General features: G+C 51.7%; 23 protein-coding genes, 1 tRNA gene and 1 riboswitch. Of the genes, 11 read left to right on the top strand and 13 right to left on the bottom strand.

The window, feature by feature from the left end; translation table 11 throughout:
* Positions 1 to 222: 222 nt before the first annotated feature.
* Positions 223 to 295 (bottom strand) — tRNA-Met (locus LWL52_RS16520).
* Between the two features lie 82 nt (positions 296 to 377).
* Complete coding sequence (locus LWL52_RS16515) at positions 378 to 2153, bottom strand: BamA/TamA family outer membrane protein (protein WP_242921953.1); 1776 nt, start codon at positions 2151 to 2153, stop codon at positions 378 to 380.
* Between the two features lie 182 nt (positions 2154 to 2335).
* On the opposite strand from LWL52_RS16515, the gene hemW reads away from it, so the two are divergent.
* A complete protein-coding gene (gene hemW, locus LWL52_RS16510) occupies positions 2336 to 3466 on the top strand; it encodes a radical SAM family heme chaperone HemW (protein ID WP_242921951.1) in 1131 nt (376 codons plus the stop codon).
* Between the two features lie 83 nt (positions 3467 to 3549).
* On the opposite strand, the gene metF is transcribed toward hemW, so the two are convergent.
* From metF to rplU, 4 genes are all read right to left on the bottom strand, one after another.
* Positions 3550 to 4503: a methylenetetrahydrofolate reductase [NAD(P)H] gene (gene metF, locus LWL52_RS16505; RefSeq protein ID WP_242921949.1), complete on the bottom strand. Its 954-nt coding sequence runs from the start codon at positions 4501 to 4503 to the stop codon at positions 3550 to 3552.
* Between the two features lie 151 nt (positions 4504 to 4654).
* The gene (gene metH, locus LWL52_RS16500) at positions 4655 to 8368 is read right to left on the bottom strand and encodes a methionine synthase (RefSeq protein ID WP_242921947.1); all 3714 of its coding nucleotides are present in this window, start codon (positions 8366 to 8368) and stop codon (positions 4655 to 4657) included.
* Between the two features lie 74 nt (positions 8369 to 8442).
* Positions 8443 to 8549, bottom strand: a riboswitch (SAM riboswitch).
* A gap of 263 nt (positions 8550 to 8812) precedes the next feature.
* On the bottom strand, positions 8813 to 9082 hold the full coding sequence (gene rpmA, locus LWL52_RS16495) for a 50S ribosomal protein L27 (protein ID WP_242921945.1): 270 nt from the start codon (positions 9080 to 9082) through the stop codon (positions 8813 to 8815).
* Positions 9083 to 9156: 74 nt separating this feature from the next.
* Positions 9157 to 9465, bottom strand: coding sequence for a 50S ribosomal protein L21 (rplU, locus tag LWL52_RS16490; RefSeq protein WP_242922229.1), 309 nt, complete (start codon positions 9463 to 9465; stop codon positions 9157 to 9159).
* Between the two features lie 639 nt (positions 9466 to 10104).
* Between rplU and LWL52_RS16485 the strand changes: the two genes are divergently transcribed.
* Both LWL52_RS16485 and LWL52_RS16480 read left to right on the top strand, forming a co-directional pair.
* Positions 10105 to 11064 carry a ribonucleoside-diphosphate reductase small subunit gene (locus tag LWL52_RS16485; protein ID WP_437179362.1) on the top strand — a complete coding sequence of 320 codons (960 nt, stop codon included), beginning with the start codon at positions 10105 to 10107 and terminating at the stop codon, positions 11062 to 11064.
* A 367-nt stretch (positions 11065 to 11431) separates the two neighbouring features.
* Positions 11432 to 13813, top strand: coding sequence for a ribonucleoside-diphosphate reductase subunit alpha (locus LWL52_RS16480; RefSeq protein ID WP_242921941.1), 2382 nt, complete (start codon positions 11432 to 11434; stop codon positions 13811 to 13813).
* Positions 13814 to 14444: 631 nt separating this feature from the next.
* On the opposite strand, the gene LWL52_RS16475 is transcribed toward LWL52_RS16480, so the two are convergent.
* From LWL52_RS16475 to LWL52_RS16455, 5 genes are all read right to left on the bottom strand, one after another.
* Positions 14445 to 15059, bottom strand: coding sequence for a hypothetical protein (locus tag LWL52_RS16475; RefSeq protein ID WP_242921939.1), 615 nt, complete (start codon positions 15057 to 15059; stop codon positions 14445 to 14447).
* A 146-nt stretch (positions 15060 to 15205) separates the two neighbouring features.
* A complete protein-coding gene (locus LWL52_RS16470; RefSeq protein WP_242921931.1) occupies positions 15206 to 15628 on the bottom strand; it encodes an STAS/SEC14 domain-containing protein in 423 nt (140 codons plus the stop codon).
* Positions 15629 to 15805: 177 nt separating this feature from the next.
* Positions 15806 to 16228, bottom strand: coding sequence for a hypothetical protein (locus LWL52_RS16465; protein WP_242921929.1), 423 nt, complete (start codon positions 16226 to 16228; stop codon positions 15806 to 15808).
* A gap of 100 nt (positions 16229 to 16328) precedes the next feature.
* Positions 16329 to 16781, bottom strand: coding sequence for an STAS/SEC14 domain-containing protein (locus tag LWL52_RS16460; RefSeq protein ID WP_242921927.1), 453 nt, complete (start codon positions 16779 to 16781; stop codon positions 16329 to 16331).
* 313 nt (positions 16782 to 17094) lie between these two features.
* Positions 17095 to 17727, bottom strand: a complete 633-nt coding sequence (locus LWL52_RS16455) for an OmpA family protein (protein ID WP_242921917.1) — start codon at positions 17725 to 17727, stop codon at positions 17095 to 17097.
* Positions 17728 to 18046: 319 nt separating this feature from the next.
* Here LWL52_RS16455 and LWL52_RS16450 point away from each other — a divergent pair, with 319 nt between their 5' ends.
* Positions 18047 to 18433, top strand: a complete 387-nt coding sequence (locus LWL52_RS16450; RefSeq protein WP_242921915.1) for an Hsp20/alpha crystallin family protein — start codon at positions 18047 to 18049, stop codon at positions 18431 to 18433.
* A gap of 73 nt (positions 18434 to 18506) precedes the next feature.
* Here the strand turns inward: LWL52_RS16450 and LWL52_RS16445 are convergent, their stop codons facing one another.
* Both LWL52_RS16445 and LWL52_RS16440 read right to left on the bottom strand, forming a co-directional pair.
* Positions 18507 to 18764: a hypothetical protein gene (locus tag LWL52_RS16445; protein WP_242921913.1), complete on the bottom strand. Its 258-nt coding sequence runs from the start codon at positions 18762 to 18764 to the stop codon at positions 18507 to 18509.
* A 209-nt stretch (positions 18765 to 18973) separates the two neighbouring features.
* The gene (locus tag LWL52_RS16440; protein ID WP_242921911.1) at positions 18974 to 19174 is read right to left on the bottom strand and encodes a hypothetical protein; all 201 of its coding nucleotides are present in this window, start codon (positions 19172 to 19174) and stop codon (positions 18974 to 18976) included.
* A gap of 238 nt (positions 19175 to 19412) precedes the next feature.
* On the opposite strand from LWL52_RS16440, the gene LWL52_RS16435 reads away from it, so the two are divergent.
* The 7 genes from LWL52_RS16435 (at position 19413) to LWL52_RS16405 (ending at position 24833) form a co-directional block, all read left to right on the top strand.
* Positions 19413 to 19868 carry a GNAT family N-acetyltransferase gene (locus LWL52_RS16435; protein WP_242921909.1) on the top strand — a complete coding sequence of 152 codons (456 nt, stop codon included), beginning with the start codon at positions 19413 to 19415 and terminating at the stop codon, positions 19866 to 19868.
* 3 nt (positions 19869 to 19871) lie between these two features.
* Positions 19872 to 20177: a hypothetical protein gene (locus LWL52_RS16430; protein ID WP_242921907.1), complete on the top strand. Its 306-nt coding sequence runs from the start codon at positions 19872 to 19874 to the stop codon at positions 20175 to 20177.
* Between the two features lie 45 nt (positions 20178 to 20222).
* On the top strand, positions 20223 to 20969 hold the full coding sequence (locus LWL52_RS16425) for a hypothetical protein (RefSeq protein ID WP_242921905.1): 747 nt from the start codon (positions 20223 to 20225) through the stop codon (positions 20967 to 20969).
* Between the two features lie 92 nt (positions 20970 to 21061).
* Positions 21062 to 21751, top strand: a complete 690-nt coding sequence (locus LWL52_RS16420) for an alpha/beta fold hydrolase (RefSeq protein ID WP_242921903.1) — start codon at positions 21062 to 21064, stop codon at positions 21749 to 21751.
* Positions 21752 to 21782: 31 nt separating this feature from the next.
* The gene (locus LWL52_RS20565; RefSeq protein ID WP_255749790.1) at positions 21783 to 22226 is read left to right on the top strand and encodes a septal ring lytic transglycosylase RlpA family protein; all 444 of its coding nucleotides are present in this window, start codon (positions 21783 to 21785) and stop codon (positions 22224 to 22226) included.
* Between the two features lie 124 nt (positions 22227 to 22350).
* Complete coding sequence (locus tag LWL52_RS16410) at positions 22351 to 22740, top strand: hypothetical protein (protein WP_242921901.1); 390 nt, start codon at positions 22351 to 22353, stop codon at positions 22738 to 22740.
* A 257-nt stretch (positions 22741 to 22997) separates the two neighbouring features.
* Positions 22998 to 24833, top strand: coding sequence for a M61 family metallopeptidase (locus tag LWL52_RS16405; protein ID WP_242921899.1), 1836 nt, complete (start codon positions 22998 to 23000; stop codon positions 24831 to 24833).
* Positions 24834 to 24854 lie beyond the last annotated feature (21 nt).

Below are 24854 nucleotides of genomic sequence, written 5' to 3'. Positions count from 1 at the left end.
TTTAATTATAAATTAAATTGGCCAAACTATTATCAATACAGCCCATAGACACATAAAGTCCCCTTCATGTAGACCTACACGGCTGACCTAAATTCGACGTTTGTGAAGTTATAAATGTGAGCAGGAGCAAGATATTTTTCAGCAAATACGAGTAGACAGGAAAGCTGAAAAGCAAAAAAGGCTTGCAAGTTTTCACTTACAAGCCTTTTTGTTCATCTGAGGTAGCGGGAACAGGACTCGAACCTGTGACCTTTGGGTTATGAGCCCAACGAGCTACCAACTGCTCCATCCCGCACTGTTATTGTGTTACAAAAGTAGGACATTGGTTTTTACTATGCAAGTAATTTCTACAAAAATCAGCTAAAAATTTACCGTTCTCAGAATTTGCTGGTGATTCCGAAGTGTATTTTCGAGTATTTGAACGAAAGGGGCTGCTGCTCCGATTTGCCCAGCGAGTAGACCAGCTGAAAAATGCCGGCTCCGGTACTAAAGCTGATGCCGCCGCCCACGCCCAGCGGAAAGCTATCGGTTCGTGATTTTTCCAGATCACTGCGGTAATAGCCCTGATCATAGAACAACAGCACATACGAATCCTGGGCGGTAAACAGGCGGTATTCCAGCGTGCCTACGGCATAGGAGGAGGCAAAGAAGAAGTAGTCGTCGAAGCCCCGGAGCGAGGAAAGGCCGCCCAAACGGTACATATCGTTGAGGAAGATCTGGTCGTTGAGCAACGCTTCGCCCTGTAGCCGCGCCAGCAGCACACTGCTACGCCCTAACCGGAAGAAGTTCTCCAGCCGGGCGCTTATACTTAGCTGGCTGGTTTTCATATCCAGGGTATCGTAAAAGCTTTTCTCCAGGCCAGGGTTGCGCAGCAGTGTTTTGGCACCGGCCGCTACCTGCAGCTCCGCCAGCCGGCCACGCCGCGGAAAGTAAAAGTCATCGAGGTTGTTCCAGCTATAGTTCAGGCCATAGGTGGTGGTACGGGCATCCGCCAGATCCAGGTTCTGGAGCTGCCGGGGGCTTGCCGCCGACAATACCCGCGCATTGCGCCACTCGCTGAACACGCTAAACTTGCCATACTTTAAAGTATAATACCCCAGTTGCAGGCGCGGCTGCACCGTAATATAGGAAGAATCCTGCTTGAGCAAATTAAATTTGGCACCCAGCTCAAAAGGCGTCCCGAAGAGGTTGGGGTGCATATACTCGCCGTTCAACACCACAGAGCCCTTGTTTACGCGCCGCCACTGCAGCCCCAGGCTTTTACCGGTACCCGAAATATTCCGGATGCTAAGGTTGGCCTCGCCGGTGATCAGCAATTTATTCCCCTGCCGGGTAGGGTCGGGCAGAAAGCCCACAATGCCGTCGAGCTGGTTGGCCTGCCGGTCTTCAAGGAAGTAATAGACACGGGCTTTGTTGCGGGCAAAGCGCACCTGCGGCGGCCGCGTTACCTTGATGTAGGGTAGGGCGGTGAGCATGCGCTGCGAGGCTTCTATCTGCTGCTGGTTATAGGGCTGCCCCGGGTACAACTGCAGGTAGCGGATCAGGAACTTTGGTTTGGTTTTGCTGCCGCCCATCACCTGCAGCGAATCGTAGGTTACCACAAAGGCTTTTTCTACCATTAGCGCTGCTTCGATCCTGTTATCTTTTATAGTGATGGAATCTAGCCAGACGGAGGCAAACGGGTAGCCGCTGCGCTCGGCATAGGCCAGGATGCGCTGCTGCAGCTTCACATACTCGGCCGGTTTGAAGGGTGTGTCGTGGTAAAACTTTTCCCGGAAACCGGATTCCACTAAAATGCCTTCGCTCAGGTTACCGTTGCGTAGCTGCGCCCACTTAAAGGGGTGCCCCACAAAAAGCTGCACATGCAGGGTGTCGCCGCGCAGGTAGGTGCTGTCGGCCGAGGCCAGCAGGTAGGCGTCCTGCTGCAACCTGTAGACCAGCGCCTGCACTTCCTGCTGCGCCGCCACAGAGTCGGGCAGTAGCGTGGCATACGCATACTGCCGGAGCACCTGCTTGCCGGCATCCGGGGTATGCACCTGCAGCGTGACGGGCTGCTGCACCGCCGGCGCGCCAACAGGCTGCGCGTGCTCCTGCGCCCGCGCAAACGGCGCCCACAAAAGCAAACACAACACGAAGGCAGCAATTTTATACATTTGTAGGATTGATTGTTGAATTGTTTGGTAGCTAAATTGTTTAACTGTTAAATGGTTGAACAAAATTGCATCCTGCACACCTGCAAAGGTAATGGGTACATCCAGATTATCAGGTATGCTGCTGCTTCATATCTATCAACCTGACAACAATTTAACTATCTAACAATTTAGCAATTTATACTTTGGCCGGCATATACCTTCATATCCCTTTCTGTAAGCAAGCGTGCCATTACTGCGATTTCCACTTCAGCACCTCCATGGGGCTAAAGGAGCAGACGGTGCAGGCTATTGCCCGGGAGCTGGCTTTGCGTCAGGAGTACCTGCAGGGGCAAACGGTGCATACAATCTATTTTGGCGGCGGTACGCCCTCGTTGCTTAGCCAGCAGGAGCTGCAGCTCCTGCTGCAAACCATCCGGCAGCTGTTTGAAGTTTCGGAGGAGGTGGAAATCACGCTGGAGGCTAATCCCGATGATCTGTCGCCGGCCAAGCTGCAGGAACTGCGTGCTGCGGGCATCAACCGCCTGAGTATTGGCTTACAATCGTTTCATGAGCCGCACCTGCGCCTGATGAACCGCGCCCATACTGCCGCCGAAAGCCTGCAAAGCGTAAAACATGCCCAGGCAGCTGGTTTCAGCAACATCACCGTCGATCTGATCTATGGCATCCCGGCCCCCGATCATACTATCTGGCAGCAGGACCTAGCAACCCTTTTTGGGCTTGGCGTGCAGCATGTTTCCTGTTATGCCCTCACCATAGAGCCCGACACAGCGCTGGGCCGCTGGAGCAAAAAGGGTAAATTCATGCCGAGTGAGGATGACTTTACAGCGCAGCAGTTTGAGATTTTGCTGGCGCAGATGCGGCAGCAGGGCTTTGCCCAATACGAGATCTCTAATTTCTGCCAGCCTGGCTACGAGTCGCGGCACAACAGCAATTACTGGCGCGGCGTGCATTACCTGGGCGTAGGCCCCAGCGCGCACTCTTTCAATGGTTCCTCCCGGCAGTATACCGTTGCCCATAACAAGAAGTATGTAGACGCCCTGGCGCAGGGCGTGGTGCCCTTTGAGCTGGAAGAACTGACACTGGCCGACCAGGCCAACGATTACCTGCTTACCACCCTGCGCACCACCTGGGGGTGTGATCTGGTCAAGCTGCGCGACAAGTATAAGTATGACCTGGCCGCTACGCATGCGGCCTACCTGCTTAGCCTTCAGCAAAAGGGCCTGGCACAGATAAAAGACGAGGTGCTATACCTGACCGACCAGGGCAAGCTGCTGGCCGACCAGGTAACGCTGGACCTGTTTGTAGAGGCCTGAATCCCTCCGGCTGGTTTGTAAACAAAGAAGGACCGGTGCCTGGCGCCGGTCCTTCTTTGTTTACAAAGTATAAGGTATAGCTGTTAAAACAATGCCTCGGCCACTTTGCGCACCGACTCCGATTTGCCCATGGAGTAATAATGCAGGCAAGGCACCCCGAATTCAACCAACTCTTTGGACTGCTGAATAGCCCATTCTACCCCTACTTGCGCCGCCGCTTTGTTATCCGGGCAGGCGTCCAGGGCATCTGCCAGGTCGCACGGAATCTCTATATGAAAGAGGCTGGGCAGCAGCGTGAGCTGTGATTTGGACGTTATTGGCTTCAGTCCCGGAATGATGGGCACATTGATGCCTTCCTGGCGGCATTGCTTCACAAAGTTGAAGTACTTCTGGTTATCGAAAAACATCTGTGTCACAATGTATTCGGCCCCCAACTCTACTTTCTTTTTAAGCCAGCGCAGATCCGTTTTCAGGTTCGGCGATTCCGAATGCTTTTCGGGATAGCCCGCCACGCCAATGCAGAAGTTTGTGCCATTGTGGTTTACCTGCTCATCGTCCAGATAAATGCCATTGTTCATGCCCACCACCTGCTCGATCAGCTCCGACGCATACGTATGCCCGGATGGGTCCGGAATAAAGCGCTGTTCGCTTTTCACGCAATCGCCGCGTAGCACCAGCACATTGTCAATACCCAGGAAGTGCAGGTCGATGAGCGCGTTCTCTGTTTCCTCTTTGCTAAAGCCTCCGCAGATAAGATGCGGCACCGTATCTACTTTATAGTGGTTCTGGATGGCCGCACAAATACCTACGGTGCCCGGTCGCTTGCGCGTGGTGCGTTTCTCGAGCAGGCCGTTCTCGCGCTGCTTGTAAATATACTCCTCGCGGTGATAAGTTACGTCGATAAAGGGAGGCTTAAACTCCATCAGCGGGTCAATATGGCTGAAGAGGCTTTTGAGGTTTTCCCCTTTCAGCGGAGGCAGCACTTCCAGGGTAAAAAGTGCCTTATCCGCATTCTTGAAGTGGTCCGTAATTTTCATATAGGTGCTAAGGGTGATACTTTTTAGATATTAGACACAAGACGTTAGACTTTCTGTTTGTTGATCAGCTACAACATTAGACGTATACCTGTATCCGGATAGCGCATTCCGTACAAAGTATAAGTCTAATCTCTAAAATCTAACGTCTTTTTTATACTGCCTGCTGCTGCGCTACCGGCTGCGGATCGTAGTTCAGGTTCGGCGACAGCCAGCGTTCGAGCTCTTCCTGCGGCATGCCTTTGCGGCTGGCCAGATCGGCTACCTGGTCTTCTCCGATCTTGCCTAAACCAAAATACTTCGATTCGGGATGCGAGAAGTATAAACCGCTTACCGACGAGGCCGGGTACATGGCCAGGTTCTCCGTCAAAATAATACCGGTCTTGTTCTGGGCATCCAGCAGGTCAAAGAGCGTAATTTTCTCGGTATGGTCGGGGCAACCCGGGTAGCCGGGGGCCGGACGAATGCCCTGGTACTTCTCTTTGATCAGGTCTTCGTTTCCTAAGGCCTCATCCGGCGCATAGCCCCAAAGCTCCCGGCGTACTTTGGCGTGCATCAGCTCGGTGAAAGCTTCTGCCAGGCGGTCAGCCAGCGCTTTCAGCATAATGGAGCGGTAATCATCGTGCTCGGCGGCATACTTGTCCAGCAACTTCTCAATGCCAAAGCCCGCCGACACCACAAAGCCCCCGATATAATCGGCTACGCGGGTTTCTTTCGGAGCGAGAAAATCAGCGAAAGAAATGTTAGGTACCTTATCTCCTTTTTTGCCCTGCTGCCGCAAGGTATGGAACTCGGTGAGCACCTGCTCGCGGGTTTCGTCGGTGTATACTTCAATGGTATCATCGGCTACTACGTTGGCCGGGTAAAAGCCTACTACCGCGCGTGCTTCCAGTAATTGCTTATCCACGATCTCCTGCAGCATTTCCTGCGCGTCCTGGAACAACTTCGTGGCTTCTGTGCCTAATTCCGGATCTGTCAGTATTTTCGGGTACTGGCGCTTGAGCTCCCAGGCATGGAAGAAAGGTGTCCAGTCGATGTAGGGCACAATCTCTGCCAAAGGAAAATGCTCGAATACCCGGGTTCCGGTAAAGCTGGGCTTCACCGGCTGCGCAGCGGCCCAATCCACGTTATACTTGTTGGCGCGGGCTTCGGCTATACTTGCAAAAGCGCGGTCTTTGGTGCGGCTCAGGTGGTCTTCGCGCAGTTTCTGGTACTCTGCTTTTATCTCGGCAATGTAAGCGTCGCGGTTCTCGCTCAGCAGGCTGCTCACCACGGTTACGCTCCGCGAGGCATCGTGCACGTGCACTACCGGCCCGCTATACTGCGGTGCGATCTTCACGGCCGTATGTACCCTGGAGGTAGTCGCCCCGCCGATCAACAGCGGAATGGTCATGCCGCGGCGCTCCATTTCCTGCGCCACATACACCATCTCATCCAGCGACGGCGTGATCAGCCCGCTCAACCCAATAATATCTACTTTTTGCGCCTGTGCCTCCGACAGGATCTTATCAAGCGCGACCATCACGCCCAGATCGATCACTTCGTAGTTGTTACAGGCCAGCACCACACCCACAATGTTCTTGCCGATATCGTGCACGTCGCCTTTCACGGTGGCCATCAGGATGGTGCCTGCGGTGGATTTGGACGTATCGGAAGCGAGCTTCTCTTTTTCCATAAACGGCAGCAGGTACGCCACCGACTTCTTCATTACGCGGGCGCTTTTAACTACCTGCGGTAAAAACATCTTGCCGGCGCCAAACAAGTCACCCACTACGGTCATGCCGGCCATCAGCGGCCCTTCGATCACATCGAGCGTTTTAACGGCCTGCTGGCGGGCTTCTTCGGTATCTTCGTCAATATAATCCACAATGCCTTTTACCAGCGCATGTTTCAGGCGTTCGGTTACCGGTGCTTCGCGCCAGCTGTTGTCAGCCTGCACCGCTTCCTTGCCTTTGCCTTTGATGGTTTCGGCATACGTTACCAGCTTTTCGGTGGCATCGGGGTGGCGGTTAAAGATGACGTCTTCGATCAGATCGCGCAGCTCGGTGGGTATTTCGCTGTACACGCCCAGCATGCCGGCGTTCACAATGCCCATGTCCATACCTGCCTGCACGGCATAGTATAAAAACACGGTGTGCATGGCCTCGCGCACCACATCGTTGCCACGGAAAGAGAACGACAAATTACTTACACCCCCACTTACCAGCGCATGCGGCAGGTTGGCTTTGATCCATTTCACGGCCTCCAGGTACTCTACGGCATAGTTGTTATGTTCTTCGATGCCGGTGGCAATGGCCAGAATGTTCGGATCAAAAATGATGTCCTGTGGCGGGAAGCCGATCTCTTCGGTGAGTATCTTGTAAGCGCGCCCGCAGATCTCTATTCTACGTTCAAGCGTATCGGCCTGGCCCTGCTCATCAAACGCCATTACCACAGCGGCAGCACCGTACTGGCGCACCTTGCGGGCAATGTGTTTAAAGTTCTCTTCGCCCTCTTTTAAGCTGATGGAGTTCACGATCGATTTGCCCTGCACGCATTTCAACCCGGCCTCGATCACACTCCATTTCGAGGAGTCGATCATGATGGGCAGTTTGGCAATGTCGGGCTCGGAGGCGATCAGGTTAAGAAAGTTCGGCATGGCCTGCTCTGAGTCGAGCATGCCTTCGTCCATGTTCACGTCGATGATCTGGGCGCCGCCTTCCACCTGCTGGCGCGCTACCGACAAGGCTTCCTCAAACTGGCCGTTTACGATCAGGCGGGCGAATTTTTTGGAACCGGTTACATTGGTGCGTTCGCCTACATTTACAAAAAGACTTTCGGGCGTGATGGTGAGGGGCTCTAACCCACTGAAGCGCGAGTAGGGCGGAATAGCTGGGGGGGTATGCGGTTTATACTTCTGCACTAAGTCGGCAATTACTTTGGTGTGAACGGGCGTAGTGCCACAACAACCACCCAGGATATTTACCAGGCCTTCCTGAAGATATTCCTCCACAATGCGGCCCATCTCCTCTGCCGATTCATCGTAGCCGCCAAAAGCGTTTGGCAAGCCGGCATTCGGGTAGGCACTGATGTAAGTACCCGTGATACGGGAGAGCTCCTGAATATGCGTTTTGAGCTGCCGCGCGCCCAGGGCGCAGTTAAAGCCAATGCTAAGGATAGGCGCATGCGAAACCGAGTTCCAGAACGCTTCTACTGTCTGGCCCGACAAAGTGCGGCCACTGGCATCCGTAATGGTGCCGGATATCATGACCGGCAACTCCTTGCCGCCGTCCTGCACATATTGCGCAATGGCAAGCAGGGCCGCTTTACAGTTAAGGGTATCAAAAACGGTTTCGACCAACAGCAGGTCCGAGCCACCATCCACCAGGCCGCGCACCTGCTCATAGTATGCTGTTACTAGCTGGTCGAAGGTAACGGCGCGGTAGCCCGGGTTGTTCACGTCTGGCGACAGGGAAGCCGTACGGTTAGTAGGCCCGATGGCGCCGGCTACAAAGCGGGGCTTGCCCGGCACCTGTTTCTCCACCTCATCTGCTGCCTGCCGTGCTATCCGGGCTGATTCATAGTTGAGCTCATACACCAGGTGTTCCAGGTGATAATCGGCCATGGCAATGCTGGTGCCGCTAAACGTATTGGTTTCGATGATATCGGCGCCCGCCTGCAGGTACTCGGTGTGAATACCTTTGATGATATCAGGCCGTGTGATGGAGAGCAGGTCGTTGTTGCCTTTCAGGTCGGAGGGATGCTCTTTGAAGCGCTCGCCCCTGAAATCAGCTTCCGTAAGCTGGTGCCGCTGAATCATGGTGCCCATTGCGCCGTCAAGCACTAACACGCGCTCGCGAAGCAATGTATGGATGGGATGGTTTTTCATGGTGAATGTCTTTCTTCTCGTAAGTCTGCTGCTACTATACTTATCAAGAAGGACACCCCAAGGGAGGATGGACTTTCTTATCTTCTCCAAAGCTATCGCTCCGGAAGGGAATTAGCACCAAGCTGGTACAAGGTTGCTAAGACATCATCGGGCCCTGTCCCTCAGTCTTTCTTGATAAGAAGTTGCAAGTTAAAGGTATATCCGCAGAATTTAAAATTTTGTTGCGGCCAAATTCCCGCGGCGGGCAGCAAAGGGCCTTAAAACAGAAAGAGACACTTGTGGTGTCTCTTTCCATCAGAATTTTTTCACTTTAGAAGTAAATAAAATTCCTGCTTATATGTACGTGGCAGCCAGGCCTTTGTTGTGCGGGGCCGGCGTTTAGCATAAAAAAAGGGAAGCCCTGCGGCTTCCCTTTCCTACAGCGCCCGAAGGCGGCTTCAATGCTTAGGCTTCTGCCTCAACGCGTGGCTTTACAGATACGTAAGAACGGTTCTTCTTACCTTTTCTGAATTCTACTACGCCATCAACCAATGCAAACAGGGTGTGGTCTTTGCCAATCCCTACGTTTGTGCTTGGGTGGTGGGCAGTGCCTCTTTGTCTTACGATGATGTTGCCGGCGATAATGTCCTGGCCACCGTAAATCTTAACACCAAGTCGTTTAGAATGCGACTCGCGGCCGTTATTAGAACTACCAGCTCCTTTTTTGTGTGCCATGTTGTTTTACTATTTAGTTCAGGGTTGCGGGGCGACTCCTGAAAAGATTTTACAAATGAATTTCTTCTTACTGCTTATCCAATGCTCTCGATCAGGACCTTGGTGAATTGCTGGCGGTGGCCATTCTTCTTACGGTATCCTTTTCTTCTCTTCTTTTTGAAAACGATCACTTTATCGCCTTTCACGTCGCCAAGGATTTTACCAACCACTTTAACACCGCTAACGAAAGGAGCACCTAATGTGATGGTACCGTTATCATCAGTAAGAAGAACATTGGCGAACTCAACGGCGTCACCCTCATTGCCGGAAAGCTTGTTAGCGTAGATGAACATGCCGTTCTCTACTTTGGTCTGTCGACCTGCGATTTCTACAATTGCGTACATCAGCTTCAATGTAATGATTAAAAATTTAGTCTGCAAAAGTACGGCACTTAATTTACATATGCAACGCCCTGCTGCAGAAATTGTTCTGCCTGCCTGCAGCACCTTTCCACAAACCTGTGGATAACGATGTTGAAATCCTGCGGGCAAAATAAACGACCTGTTAAAAACCCGTCTAAATTACTTGCCCACAGCCGTTTGCACTCATTTTCAGAAATCTGTCTTTTCCACATTTCTTGCACTTCTTTTTACAAGTATACTTTAGGCAGCTTCCTTTTCCCGGCCTTCGGCCTTTGCGCCCTTGTGCCCGGCAGCTGTTTGAAGCAGAATAAAACCCGAAAACGGCTTTTTGTGCATTTAACAGCTACTTTATAGACCATTACCTATATTTTGCAGTATCTATATACGTTATTAACAATGTGGAAAAACCTGTGTATTACCCCTTAAAAACCACCTGCAGAGGCCGTTATGAAGGTGTGTATAAATTGAACAACTTTCGGGGCTTTTTTCTAGTTCAATTCTCTATATTTGAACTCATAATATTTTCGGGCTGGCTACCCGTCAGTTCAAACAACGAATGCATCAGCCGGTTGTGAGAACAAAAACTCACGCCAAACCTTTAAAATATAAATGCTACGCGTTATGGAACCCATATTACAAGAGAACCCCAACCGCTTTGTCCTGTTCCCCATCCAACACGACGAGGTGTGGCAGATGTATAAGAAGGCTGAAGCCAGTTTCTGGACTGCCGAAGAGATCGACCTCTCGCAGGACCTGAAAGACTGGGAAAACCTGAATGATGGCGAACGCCATTTTATCAGCCACGTGCTGGCGTTTTTTGCCGCCTCCGACGGTATTGTGAACGAGAACCTGGCCGTGAACTTTATGCAGGAAGTGCAGCTGCCCGAGGCCCGCTGCTTCTATGGCTTCCAGATCATGATGGAGAACATCCACGCCGAAACGTATTCGTTGCTGATCGACACCTATATTAAAAAGCAATCAGAAAAAGACTACCTTTTTAATGCGCTTGAAACCGTGCCTGCCGTGAAGAAAAAAGGCGACTGGGCACTGAAGTGGATCAACAGCGAAAACTTTGTTGAAAGATTGGTTGCTTTTGCTGCGGTGGAGGGTATTTTCTTCTCGGGTTCGTTCTGCTCAATCTTCTGGATGAAGAAGCGTGGTTTAATGCCGGGCTTAACCTTCTCTAACGAGCTAATCTCGCGAGACGAAGGCCTGCACTGTGATTTTGCCTGCCTGCTCTACTCCATGCTGCAGAACAAACTTTCGGAAGAGCGTATTCATGAGATCATAAAAGATGCCGTAACCATAGAGCAGGAATTTGTAACGGATGCCTTGCCGGTGGACCTGATCGGGATGAATGCCAAGTTGATGAGCCAGTATATTGAGTTCGTAGCCGACCGCCTGTTGATCGCACTGGGCTACAGCAAAATTTACAACGCCGCCAACCCATTCGACTTTATGGAAATGATCTCGCTGCAGGGCAAGACCAATTTCTTCGAAAAGCGCGTGGGCGAATACCAGAAAGCCGGCGTGCTGGGTGGCTCCGACAAAAATGTTTTCTCGATGGACGAAGACTTTTAACAATCCATAACATTTACTATGTTTAGGTGCCAAAGGGAAGCACTCTTCTTTTCCCGCACCTATACTACTTACTTATACTTACAGTTTTGCAGGCAGCAGCAGGTGCCATTGCGCACCCTGCCGGCCAGCCTGGTACCCTTGGAGGCAGCACCGCCGCCAGCGGGGCATTTGTAGCCCCAACCTAGCAGAAGCTAAGTAGCTTAACTTATATATAATTGCATTTCAACGGCTTATACTTCTACATCCGTATGGCCGATGGTATACCTTACCTAACACGTACAACCGCCTCCTGCACTAGCAGAGGTTTTATTTATAAACGTTTTATCTGATAACCCGAGGCCTTTAACCTCGCTAAATGTATACGCCTATGTTAGTAGTGAAACGAGACGGCCGACGCGAATCCGTCAAATTTGATAAGATCACAGCACGCATCGAAAAGCTGTGCTATGGCCTGCACATGGATTATGTGTCGCCGATAGAGGTAGCCAAAAAAGTGATTGATGGCATTTACGATGGCGTGACCACCGTGGAGCTGGACAACCTGGCTGCCGAAACAGCTGCCTCGCTCACCACCAAGCACCCGGATTATGCCGTACTGGCTGCCCGTATTGCCATTTCTAACCTGCACAAGGTTACCAGCAAGTCGTTCTCCAACACCATGAAGCGTCTTTATACTTATGAAGACCCGAAAACCGGTGAGAATGCCTCGTTGCTGGCCAAGGATGTGTACGAGATCATCCGCAAGCATGCCGCCCAGCTCGACTCCACGATTATTTACGACCGCGACTATAACTATGATTACTTCGGCTATAAAACACTGGAGCGCTCATACCTGCTGCGCCTGAACGGCAAGGTAGTGGAGCGCCCGCAACACATGCTGATGCGGGTGGCTGTAGGCATCCACAAAGAGGATATTGAGTCGGCCATCGAAACCTATAACCTGATGTCGGAGAAGTGGTTTACCCATGCCACGCCAACACTTTTTAACGCCGGTACGCCGAAGCCACAACTGTCTTCGTGCTTCCTGCTGGCCATGAAGGACGATAGCATTCCGGGCATTTACGACACGCTGAAGCAATGTGCGCAGATCTCGCAGAGCGCCGGTGGTATTGGCCTTTCTATCCACAACGTGCGCGCCACAGGTTCTTACATCAAAGGCACCAACGGTACCTCCAACGGTATCATCCCAATGCTGAAGGTGTTTAACGATACAGCCCGCTATGTGGACCAAGGTGGTGGCAAGCGCAAAGGTGCCTTCGCTATTTACCTGGAGCCGTGGCATGCCGACATCTTCGAGTTCCTGGACCTGAAAAAGAACCACGGCAAAGAAGAGAACCGCGCCCGCGACCTGTTCTACGCCCTCTGGACACCGGATTTGTTTATGAAGCGCGTAGAGGAGAACGGCACCTGGAGCCTTTTCTGCCCGAACGAAGCGCCGGGCCTGGGCGAATGCTGGGGCAAGGACTTTGAGCGCCTTTATGAGAAGTATGAGCGCGAAGGCCGCGCCCGCAAAACTGTGAAAGCGCAGGACCTGTGGTTTGCCGTACTTGAGTCGCAAATTGAGACCGGTACGCCTTACATGCTCTACAAAGACCACGCGAACAGCAAGAGCAACCAGCAGAACCTGGGTACCATCAAAAGCTCCAACCTGTGCACCGAGATCATGGAGTACACCGACGAGAACGAGATAGCGGTTTGTAACCTGGCGTCGCTGGCTTTGCCGCGCTACGTAAAGGAGGAGAATGGCCATAAGGTGTTCGACCACCAGAAGCTGTTTGATGTAACCTACCACGTAACCAAAAACCTGAACAAGGTTATCGATATCAACTATTATCCAGTGCCGGAAGCACGCAACTCCAACATGCGTCACCGCCCGATCGGGTTGGGCGTGCAGGGACTGGCTGATACGTTCATTCACCTGCGCATGCCGTTTGAAAGCGACGAAGCCCGTGGCCTGAACAAGGACATTTTCGAAACCATCTACTTTGCGGCCATGACGGCTTCCAAAGACCTGGCCAAGAAGAACGGTGCTTACGAAACATTCAAAGGCTCGCCCCTGTCGGAAGGCAAGTTCCAGTTCGACCTGTGGGGGGTAACCCCGGAAAGCGGCCGCTGGGATTGGGATGCACTGCGCAAAGAAGTAGTGAAGTATGGCGTGCGCAACTCGCTGCTGGTGGCGCCGATGCCAACAGCCTCTACGGCGCAGATCCTGGGCAACAACGAGTCGTTTGAGCCTTATACTTCTAACATTTACCTGCGCCGCGTGCTGAGCGGTGAGTTTATGGTGGTGAACAAGCACCTGCTGAAGGACCTGATCGCACTGGGCATCTGGAACGACCAGATGAAGCAGGACATCATTGCCGCCAACGGCTCGGTGCAGAAGATCCCGAACATTCCGCAGAACATCAAAGACCTGTACAAAACGGTTTGGGAGATCAGCCAGCGCGTGGTGATCGATATGAGTGCCGAGCGCGGTGCCTACATCTGCCAGAGCCAGTCGCTGAACCTGCACGTGCAAAACGTAAACTTCGGCAAGCTGACCTCCATGCACTTCCACGCCTGGAAGCAGGGCCTGAAAACCGGCATGTACTACCTGCGCACCAAAGCCGCAGTAGATGCCATCAAGTTTACGGTAGAGAAACAGGCCGCCGAAACGCTCTCGCCTGTGTACCAGGACCAGGAGCAGAACCGCAGCGACATGAGCTGCAGCTTAGATAACCCGGACGCCTGCGAAGCTTGCGGATCGTAGTATAAAGTAGAGGGAGAGCTGATTAGTTCTCCCTTTATTTTATGAGAACCAAGTGCATCTATTGTTACGGAAATTAAAATGAAATGCTTTTAATTTCAGGTTGAAAATACGCTTAAGGATGGAGCAAAAAAAGCCCACTAAGCTGTCACTTAGTGGGTTCTAGTTGAGAAGGTCTCTGCTAGTAATGTCTCACCTTATTCATTTTAAACATGAAAAAGGGATCATTAAAAGACCATCCTGATTATGTTGAAGTGTTTACACGTTTCATTACCATCAAAGGTAAGAAGGTCTACAAGAAGGACGGTGGCGTGTTTCATTTCTACGCAAAGCGTAGATAACTTCAACATCTTTAGAAAGGGGCTACTCTATTTGAGTAGCCTTTTCTTTTGTTTAAAGAACGTAAAGGTATATCAAAGATGATACACCTGTATAACATTTATTTATCCACAACATATAGATGAATGTTATTCAACACCTTATGCAAGGAGCATTGGGGAAAGCTTTTGTCAAAACACTTAAGAAATCTCCAAGACCTCGCAGTGTCTTCCAGACCTGCGAGTGTCTAGGCAGGTAGCAACAGCCTATCCACCAGACGCTCGCAGGAGCTGCGCACACTGCGAGGTCTTTTGAGCTATTGTTCGTCTTGTTCTATGAGCGGCGTGATCGCGGTGAAGTCGGCGGCATTTTCTTCGTGGAACTGCCTATACTCGTCGCTGCCGCCAAACCATGCCAGTACCTCCTCCCGTTGCAGGGTTGTTTTACTTTTGGAAAGTATGCTATGGTAAGAGGAATAAGGCCAGTCGCTGAAATCAGCTAACAGGCCATGATGCTGCGGGTTGAAATGGATGTAGTAGATGAGGCGGGTAAAATAAGCGTCGGAGGTTACTTCTTTTCTCCCAAACCGGTGCTGGAACAAGCGCCCGAGACGGTTATACCGCTTGTTTATAGTTTTAGCGTAAGCATTAAGCAGGTGGGCCAGCTGCCGCTCTATACTTACCAACTTCGTTGTATCCTCAGTTAGCCACTGAGGCTTCATAGCCTCCTCTTCTTTTAGCTGCACCAGAAAATGAACGTGATTGGGCAACAAACAGTATGCAAAGGTGTCGACGTAAGGCACTATATACTTCCGGTATAGCTGTAGGAAGTAAGCATAATTATCTGGGTGGCGGAACAGCGTTTCTTTGTTATTGCCCCGGGTATAGAGATGATAATATTTACCCGGCTCCAGCGAGATCATCTTTTGCATCTGCGTTTATACGAGCACCAAACACATTTGCTCAAAAAGACCTCGCAGTGTGCGCAGCTCCTGCGAGCGTCTGGTGGATAGGCTGTTGCTACTTGCGGGCCGGAATAAAAGCGTAAGATAGAGAATGGCCTTGCAGCAAGTATAAGTTACCCTTGCGCCTGAAAAGGGATCGGTTGTTTTACCCAGTCCAGGGCTTCGTCCAGGTCATCAAACTCTTTTAACACCAGATCGCCCAGGTTATCGGCTCGCTTTAAAAACTGCTCCACCGCCATCTTGTTAAAGATATCTTCTGACACAACGGTAGCATTGCGGCGAATGGAGCCGGTCTGCAATTTGGGCAAGATATAGGCCGCGAACCATTCCTGATCGGCCTGGCGAATGGCCCGCATCTTGCGGTTATCGGCCAGCCAACGCAGGGGCTTATACTCATCCATCATCTGCGCAGCTACAATGGTCGCTTCCCGAAACTCCTCACTACTCAGAAAACCGACTGTTGTAACTAACCCTAACGCATGTTCCGAATCATAACGAAGTGTGAATGCCGGGCTCTGGAAGTAAATTGTTACCATAAAGAAAGGACTACGGGTACTGTAGTAAAAAACAACGTGAGCGCTTGCCTGTATGCAACAATACGCATTGGTGAATAGCTGGTTAAAGATGCAGAAAATAAGAATGCCCTGCCTGGTTTTCTGTTCTGTCAGGGTAAGCTGATGCTTTCTTGTGATACTGGCACTTATGCGAACTGGTTATCGAATGGACGGCGCTTCAAAGGGGCCCATCAGCCAGGCCATCGCCTCTTCTTCGCTGCCGAAGTCGCGGTGCACCAGGTCTACGATATAGTCGTCTCCTTTGTCGATCATGATGTTTACGGCTTCCACATTGTCCTTAAACTGGGAGGGGAGGCGGGCAAAACGAAGCAGCGAGCTAGTAGCCATGCGTGGCACGTATACTTGCAGGCTCCATTCCAGGTCGGCAGGTTCTATTGTCTGCATGAGGCGGTCGTCGGCCAGCCAGCGTTTCAGCTCAAAGCGATGGACGACTTCCAGGCATAACAGAAACGCTTCTCTTAGTTCGGGCCCCTGCAGGTGCCCACGCCATACGGCCTTTCCTAATTTCGCGCCCTTGTCGTAATAAATACTGACAAAGCTATTCACAAAGTATACCTGCATCCTGACCTCCTTCTATTTAAAGCCGCAAAAGTACTTAAAGTATAGCAAAGAATAAATATACTTTCAGAAATGCCTGCCTCGAAGTCGAAGGGAACGTATGCTACTGGTCTGTTGCCAACGTGTCCTCCGGCTCAGGAAGAGCCCCTTCTTTGAGCGGCTGCTTTAGCCATTCCATTGCTTCAGGCAGGTTATCAAAGTCACGCATTTCGATAGCGGTTAAGCTCCCGGCACGGCCTATAATCTGGTCCATGGCCATTTTATTGAAGATGTCTTCCGATACCACATTGGCCACGCGGCGGAGCGGGCTGGAGATCACCTTCGGCAGAAATTCCTCCATCGTCCATTGCTGGTCGTGCTGCCGGATAGCTTTCATTTTGCGCCGGTCTGCCAGCCAGCGCGTAACCTGGTACTCGTTTACAAAGTCCAGCGACCGCAACGCTGCGCTGCGCAGGTCATCGCTGCTGGCAAAGCCCTTCCACTCAGCCACGCCCAGCTGCCAGGCTTCCTCATAGCTTACTTTAATAAACGCTGTCTCAAAGTATAATTTAAGCATAGCCAGGGGGCTTTGTACTGATAAAGATGCGATTTTGCAAAGGGCAGTTTCTGCGCTGGTCTATGCGCAGGTGTTGTACAAAGCTAGTATAAATATACAGAAAATATGCTTTATTCTATTCTATATAAAGCGCGTTATATTTTTCGTCATACATGCTTTGCCAAAACGCTGGAGCAGCGCTTATAATGCGCTTTTGAAACCGCATGGCAGGCTACTTTGTTTGAACTATAAAAAAGGGATGCCGCTGTGCAGCGGCATCCCTTTTTTGGTAACAAGTATACAAGCAGCCGGTAAGCAGCGCCTGTCTGATATATTATTTAGTGTTAGTAGCTACTACTATGGCTACGCGGCGGTTCATCTGGCGTCCGGCAGCTGTTTCGTTGCTGGCAGCTGGGGCTTCTTCTCCCATCGATTGCACAGAAAGGCGCGAGGCGTCGATGCCGCCGTTATTCTGCAGCCAGTCCTGCACTGCTTTGGCACGCTCCTGGCCAAGTTCCTTGTTATAGTCTTTGCTGGCGCGCGCATCGGTAAAGCCGTAGATGCGGATAGCACCATTTCCGGGTATGTTCTTGATCTCCTTGGCAATTTCCTGCAGTTTTGGTTCGGCATCCTGGCGGATGGCGGCCTTATCGGTATCAAACATCACCTTCTCTTCCATGGTGTAGATCGTATAATCATTGGTCGCGCGTTTCTCTACGTTCACGGTCTTAAGGGCAGGCGCATCCACCACGGGCGCTTCGAAGTTCACGTCGTTCCAGAAGCTGTCGTCTACCTTTTTCACTTCCATGCCATCGGCATCCACCCGTCCTTTCTCATCCTCATACATTACGGCGGTATCTACGGTAGCCTCTTGCGGCGTATCTTCTTTTACGCCGGTATCGGGGTTATTACATGCGCTCATCAGGGCAGTTGCTACCACCATAGCGGCAAATGTTATTCTTTTCATAGCTTTAAGTTTTGGTTCATGTGTTGTATGTACGGGCCAGCACCTGCTTCGTTATACTTTGCCCCTGCTACTGCCCGCAAGCAGCCCTCCCGCAGGAAGAAGGCCAAAGCCGCGCACCTATAAAAAAGCAGCCGGCACCAACCGCTAATTGCATTATAGAACGACAGCAGCTGACATTCTGACTATACCCGCAGGCAGCTTTATACCTGATCAGGCCATAATGACATAGCTCCACTTTTGAATTAGCAGCCCAAGCAAGCCGCGCGTTCTGGCACCGCATTTGCATTATTCTTCTCAGCTAAAGAAAGAGGAGAAAGAAATGAAACTGATAAAAGATAAAGAACTGCTACGAAACCTTGCCCAGCAGATCGACCTGCTGAATACCGTGGGTGGAGGCATAAGCGAGACCTCCGTGGCGATAAAGAAATATAAGAAAGGCGCTGTGATACAAGTATGGGCGGCCGGTGTAAACCCCGAATCATTCCGCGTAATACTTAATAATAACCAGCTCATCGTGCTCTCGGCTTTGCAAAACCCGGAAAACCCGAGCCTGGCTGTGCCGCTCTTTAACAAGACGTTTATGCTGCCGCCGCAGGTAGACCTGGGCCGCATCGAGGCTGTGTACCAGGAGGGCCAGTTGCAGGTAAGATTGCCTTACCACGAGGCAGCAGGCCAGCCCCGCGAAATTGAGATCAAACAACTTTAACATAAACAACCATTAAACAAAAGAGGCACTCCGTCGGGGTGCCTCTTTTGTTTTTAACCTGCCCTTAAGCTGCTTACAAAAACTTGGCTTTCACAATAGAGCTCAGGAAATCGTAGATCTCCACGGTTTCCTTGTCGTAGACAAAGGTTTTATACTTATCGGCATTGCTTTGCATCACGCGGCAGCCGTTTTGCACCATCATAAAGATCAGCTCGCGCAGGCGGTAGGGGTGGCCGGCTATGTTCAGCATACATATAGCATCGCTGCTCTCCACGTGCAGAAACATGTGCTGCACCTGGTTTACATCCGACATGGTTTCTTGTTCTGACATACTTGTTACTTCTTTGGCTATTCTATAGACCAAAACAAGCTACAAAAAAGTGCCGGCAGCCGCTCACTTTATACCATAAAATATCAAAAAGATTGCTACAATACAACTTATACTTAGCACCACGCAAAAACTACGTAGCAGCCGGGCGCATCCTTGGTACAGCTGCAGTATAGCGAAACGGTACTCTTTAAAACAAAAATACCCGGCGTTCAAGGCCGGGTATTCATTAACCGGAACGCTTCTGCCCGGGTAATCTTCTTCTCTAATATCAAAGGCGGGTCGTCTTTGGCCACTACCAGGATAAACTTATTCTTTTTATCCTGGTAGTAGACAAGTGTGGTAAGGTCTTCGTATCCTACACTGAAGATCTTCCGCATCGCCTCGTTATTATAGAAATTATATTTATCCAACTTAATATTCTTTAATACCTTCATACCCTCCGTTCTTCTTGTATTCTAACGGTATTGCCGGGCAGTATTGTTTCAAAATTTAACACTTTTAAACCGATTCTTTCCAGAGTACTATGCTTAAACCTTCTAAATTATACTTTTAACTGGTATAATGGCGTCAGAAGCCTATCTTTGTTTAACCCAATGTTGCACTGATATCGCTTATAAACACAGCCATACGTTTAGTAATTTATACCTTATGAGGAACGAGCAGCTACCGGCCAGTGCAGGCTTTAAGCTAGCAGAAATAAAGGGGCTGGAGCACATGCTGGCACAGCACCACCTGGTGCAACAGCTAAACCCTGCTATGTCCCTGCAGCGCTACGAGGAGCTGCTCAGGCAGATGCTGCCCAACGGCTACCGCATGGTGGGTGCATTTGATCTGTCCGGCACCTGTGTGGGTCTGTCGGGCTTCTGGATCAGCACCAAACTCTATAGCGGCAAGTACCTGGAGGTAGATAACTTTGTGGTAGGCGCTGCGTACCGCTCGCAAGGGCTGGGCAAACAACTCTCGGACTGGCTGCAGCAGGAGGCCGCACGCCACCACTGCGACACTATTATGCTGGATGCCTACGTAACTAATAGCGCGGCTCACCGGTTCTACTTCCGGGAGGGATTCCACATTAAAAGTTACCATTTTTATAAAAGCCTGTAACCGATGCGTAATGGTAAGTATAGCTGGCTGGGCTGGCTTTTTTACTTTATCCTGTTTGAGCTGGTGATGTACTTTGGCCTGCGCTACCTGCTCTCCGACATGGGCATGCCGGACCAGGTGCAAGCCGAAAACACCATCGTGCCTAACTGGGTAAAAGCCGTCACCTTTATACTATTATACATTTTAGGTTTGCTGATCGTTGTAATGCTGGTTAGCAACCTGATGCCCAGTAAATACCGGGGCCAGCTGATGCGCTGGGTATACCTGGCCCTGGCGGGCATGCTCATCATGCTATTCCTGTTGTTTTAACCCGGCAGCACGTGCGCCGGTAGCTACATAAGCCCTGATACCTATATGAGAAAAAAAGCGCTTTTCCTGTTCTTCCTCTGCCTGGTGGCAGCCACGGCAGCACACGCCCAGACCGAATACTCGCGCCCGGGCCGGTTTTTTATCCAGCTCCAGAACGGGCAGGTCATTTATGCCAACAAGCTGCAGTACAAGTCGCCCATCTTTAAGCAGAACTTTTTCCTGCTCGACGACTCGCTCAAGTATAACCCCAGTATGGTGGCTACCTTCCAGGACGAGGATGGCTATTATGCCCGGGTAGAAACCGGCAACAACATGGACGCCTTTGCCAAGCGCCTGCTGGACGGGCCCCGCATTGACAAGTTTTATACTTCGCGCACCACCTACGATTACAACCCCTATGGCTATGGGTATGGCCCTTATGGCTACGGCGGGCCAAATACCAGCCGCCGCCGCATTTACTTTTTCTCCAAAGACGACGGCCCGCTATACCTGTTTGAGTTTAATAACCTGGAGGAGGCTTTAAGCGACAATGCGGCCAGTATGGCCCTGCTGCGCAAATACCGTAAAGACAAAGTGATCAACACGGGCGTGACGGTGGTAGGCGCCGGCATGCTGCTCCTGGGCGGGGTGCTGTCGGCTAATAATGGCCAAAGTGCCAATGGCGCAGTGCACATTTCGCCGGTTATGTATGCCGGGGCGGGGGTGCTGGGCGCCCAGTTTGTGATCAACCTCTTCCAGAAAGACAAGCTCACGCAGGCCGTGCAAGTATACAACTACCAGGTGCAGCAATAAACCTGCCCAAGCCTATTGGCGGCGAGGGCCAGTTTTATACTTCCTGCCGCCGCTAGAGGGCTTCATCTATCCTGTTACAACGCCGGCGCTTTATGCAAAACCTGCTGTTACTGCACGGAGCCCTGGGCTCTGCTGCTATGTTTGATGACCTGAAAGAGGCGCTGCAAGCACATTTCCAGGTCTATACCCTTGACTTTACCGGCCACGGCGGCCGGGAGCTGCCGCAGACGTCCTTTGGTATGGCGCTGTTTGCAGCCGATATTTTAGACCTGCTGGACAAAGAAGGGCTCGCCTCGGTGAGTATCTTTGGCTATAGTATGGGCGGCTATGCGGCCTTATACTTTGCCTTGCTGCACCCCGAGCGGGTAAAGCATGTTTTCACGCTGGCCACCAAGTTTGCCTGGTCGCCGGAAGCGGCTGCCAAAGAAGCCCGGCTGCTGAACCCCGAAAAGATGGCAGTTAAAGTACCGGCCTTTGCCGCTGCATTGGCCCACCGACATGCCCCGCAGGACTGGAAGCTGCTGGTAACGAAAACCGCCGACATGATGCGCGACCTGGGCGAGCAGTCACTGCTCAGCGCCGAAAAGCTGGCTCAGGTACAAATTCCCGTACAAGTGGCGGTCGGCGACCGGGACGCCATGGTTAGTTTGGAAGAAACCGCCTGGGCTTACGGGCAGTTGCCGGAAGCGCGCCTGCTAGTGCTGCCGCAAACCCGCCATCCCCTGGAAACTGTGCCAATACAGCGCCTGTCTTATGAGTTACTACAATTCCTGCAGGTTTAGTACGTTAACCCTATATATACTTTTACTATCTATGCCCTTTCGCCTACGCTACTCCATTTCCCGCTTGTCTTTTCCGGCTTCCATCAGCCAGCTTTTATTGGCCTTCGGCCTTTGCCTTGGCCTGGCCTCCTGCGCTGGCAGACCACCGGCACTCGGGGAGCGCGGCTATACCGAAGAGGGCAAAGCCTCTTACTACAGCCGCAAACTACAGGGCCACAAAATGGCAAACGGGGCTCCTTACCGCCACGGCAAAATGACAGCCGCTCATAAAACGCTTCCCCTGGGCACCAAGATCCGGGTAACTAACCTGCAGACCCACCAAAGCGTGAAAGTGAAGGTAACCGACAGAGGACCCTTTGTGAAAGGCCGCATTGTAGACCTATCGGGCAAGGCGGCCCGGCGGCTGAATGCAGAACAGGCAGGCATCATTCCCGTGCGCATCAAGGTATTGCGCCCCGCCGCAGCCAGGCGTTAACTGCCGGGAGGCAGGCGTGCCGGTATATACTTGCTCGTCAGCAAGATACCTTTACCCTGGTTCTAAATAAATTCTCTAAATTATCCTACCCGGTGCTTGTATGCTTAAATATTTAGATTTACTTTTGAGCATGAATATTCTGTGGCAACCGGTCCGTGTACTTACTGCGTTGGCAGTAGTGGTACTCCTGTGCTTTGCACCGGCTGCAGTTGCCATAGCCAGCACCAACGGTACAGCTGCCCCGCAAGCTGCTGCCCAAACAGGGCCAGCGCCGACAACAGCTCCTGTTGTAACAAACGGCACTCCAACAGCGGCAAAGCCAAAACCCAAGGCTGTAACCAAACCGCGCGAAAGATCGGTGCTAGATGCCGAAGTGCTCGACAGCCCAATTGCTTACCTGCGCGACGCCTTCTCGTCGGAGGAAGAAGAGGAAGCGGATGTTCCGGTGCGCTCCGGCGCTGTGATGATGACGGTGAAAGCCATGGTGGCGGCACTGCTCTCCACTATTATTTAAGCTATACCTTCCGGGCATCTATACTTTGCACGCAGGCTTTTGTGCCCTGTGGCTGTCCTTCTGCCTGTTCTCCAACTTCCAATACCAGGTTACAAAAACAGCCTCCGAACGCTGTGCCATACCTGTACTGCCTGGCTACTCTGCCGCAACAGGGCGACTACAGCCGCATTCGCAGACGGGGATAGTATAATATTCAGGAACTTTGATATCTTTAAACCAGCATCCGGTGCAACGGGTGTATAGCTACAACCCCGTCTATGAAACACTTCTTCCTTTATACTTGCCTGTTGCTGCTCTCTTCCAAGGCCATGGCGCAACAAGCCTATAACATTACCCTGGACCTGAAGCACGTGCAGAACGACCAGGTAAAGGTGGTCATCCAGACGCCGGAAGTAAAAGAGGATCAGATCACCTACATCATTCCCAGCGTTATTCCGGGGTCTTACTCCCGCAAGGATTACGGCCGCTTTGTGAGCAGATTCAAAGCCTACGACGCCAAAGGCCGCAAACTGAAGGTCACGCCACAGGGCAGGAATCTTTTTGAGATTGGGGACGCCCGGAAACTGGCCCGCCTCGAATATTTGGTAGACGACACCTGGGATGTGGAAAAGAACGACAACTACATCTTTCAGCCGGGCGGCACCAACATCAATGCCGGCAATAACTTTATCATCAACCACTTCGGTTTCTACGGCTACCTGGAAGGGTATAAAATGCTGCCCTATACTATCACCATCCACAAACCGGCCAACCTATACGGCGCCACCGCCCTGCCGCTCACGCGCCGCTCGCCGGAGCAGGACCAGCTAACAGCCCCCGATTACGTGCGCCTGGCAGATGCACCGCTCATGTACAGCCTCCCCGACACAGCCAGCTTTCGCTCCGGCAACACCAGGGTAGCGGTAGCCGTGCACTCCGAAACAGGCAAGGTAAAGGCTGCTGACGTGCGCGAAATGATCAAACCGCTTGCTACAGCCCTGACCAGCTTTTTCGGCGGCATGCCGGTAGACCACTACCAGTTTATCATGTACTTCCCGCGGATGGGCAATACCGAGGTGAGCCGTTACGGTGGCTTCGGCGCCATGGAGCACTCCTATAGTTCGCTCTACTTTTTGCCTGAGCAAAGTGGCGAGGAGCTGCAAAAGATGGTGCTGGATGTAGCCTCGCATGAGTTCCTGCACATCCTCACACCCCTGAACGTGCACAGCGAAGAGATCGAGTACTTTGATTTTAAAGATCCCAAGCTTTCGCAGCATTTGTGGCTTTACGAGGGCGTAACCGAATACTTTGCCCAGCTGGTGCAGGTGCAGGAGGGGCTCAAGACCTACGAGAGCTTCCGGGAGGAGATAATGACGAAGATGCGCGAGGCCAGCAAGTACCCCGACGTATCGTTTACCGAAATGAGCCGCCGCATTATCGAGCCGCAATTTCAAGACATGTATGTGAACGTGTATCAGAAAGGCGCCCTGATCGGTTTCCTGCTCGATATCCGCTTGCAGGAACTAAGCCACGGCCAGCTGGGCCTGCGCGAGCTGCTGCTCAAACTCTCGAAACAGTATGGCCCCAACAAGCCTTTTAAAGACGACGAGCTGATCAACGTGCTGGTGGCAAGCACCTACCCTGAGATACGCCAGTTCTTTGATGCGTACGTGACCGGCAACCAGCCTTTGCCTTACCAGGAGTATTATCAGAAAATAGGCTGGCAGTATGCCGGCAAACAGCAGGGGACAAAGTATACGTTCGGGGAATTCCGGCTGGGCTTTGAGAAAGACAAAAAGTTTTACTGGGTGGCCGAGCCGCTCAACAACCGCTTTGGCCTGCAGAAGTATGATATCCTGTATGCCGTAAATGGCGAAAGGCTGACAGAGGAAAACGTGTACCAGCTCCTTAGCCCGCTACTGGAGGTGAAAACCAACGACACCATTGAGCTTGCCTATGTGCGCGAAAACCAGCTCTACAAGAAAGCGTTTGCTCCGGCTGAAGAAGCCGTAGAGCTGACCTTTGTGGTAACGGATGAGGCGGCCCCAACGCCGGCACAACTACAGCTACGCCAGCAGCTCCTTCAGAAAAGAGCGGCATCCCAAAAGCTTTAAACAACGCGTTGGCTATAACTT

This window comes from Pontibacter liquoris (genome assembly GCF_022758235.1).
Classification (GTDB): Bacteria; Bacteroidota; Bacteroidia; order Cytophagales; family Hymenobacteraceae; genus Pontibacter; species Pontibacter liquoris.
This window is presented reverse-complemented; position numbering and strand designations above follow the sequence as displayed.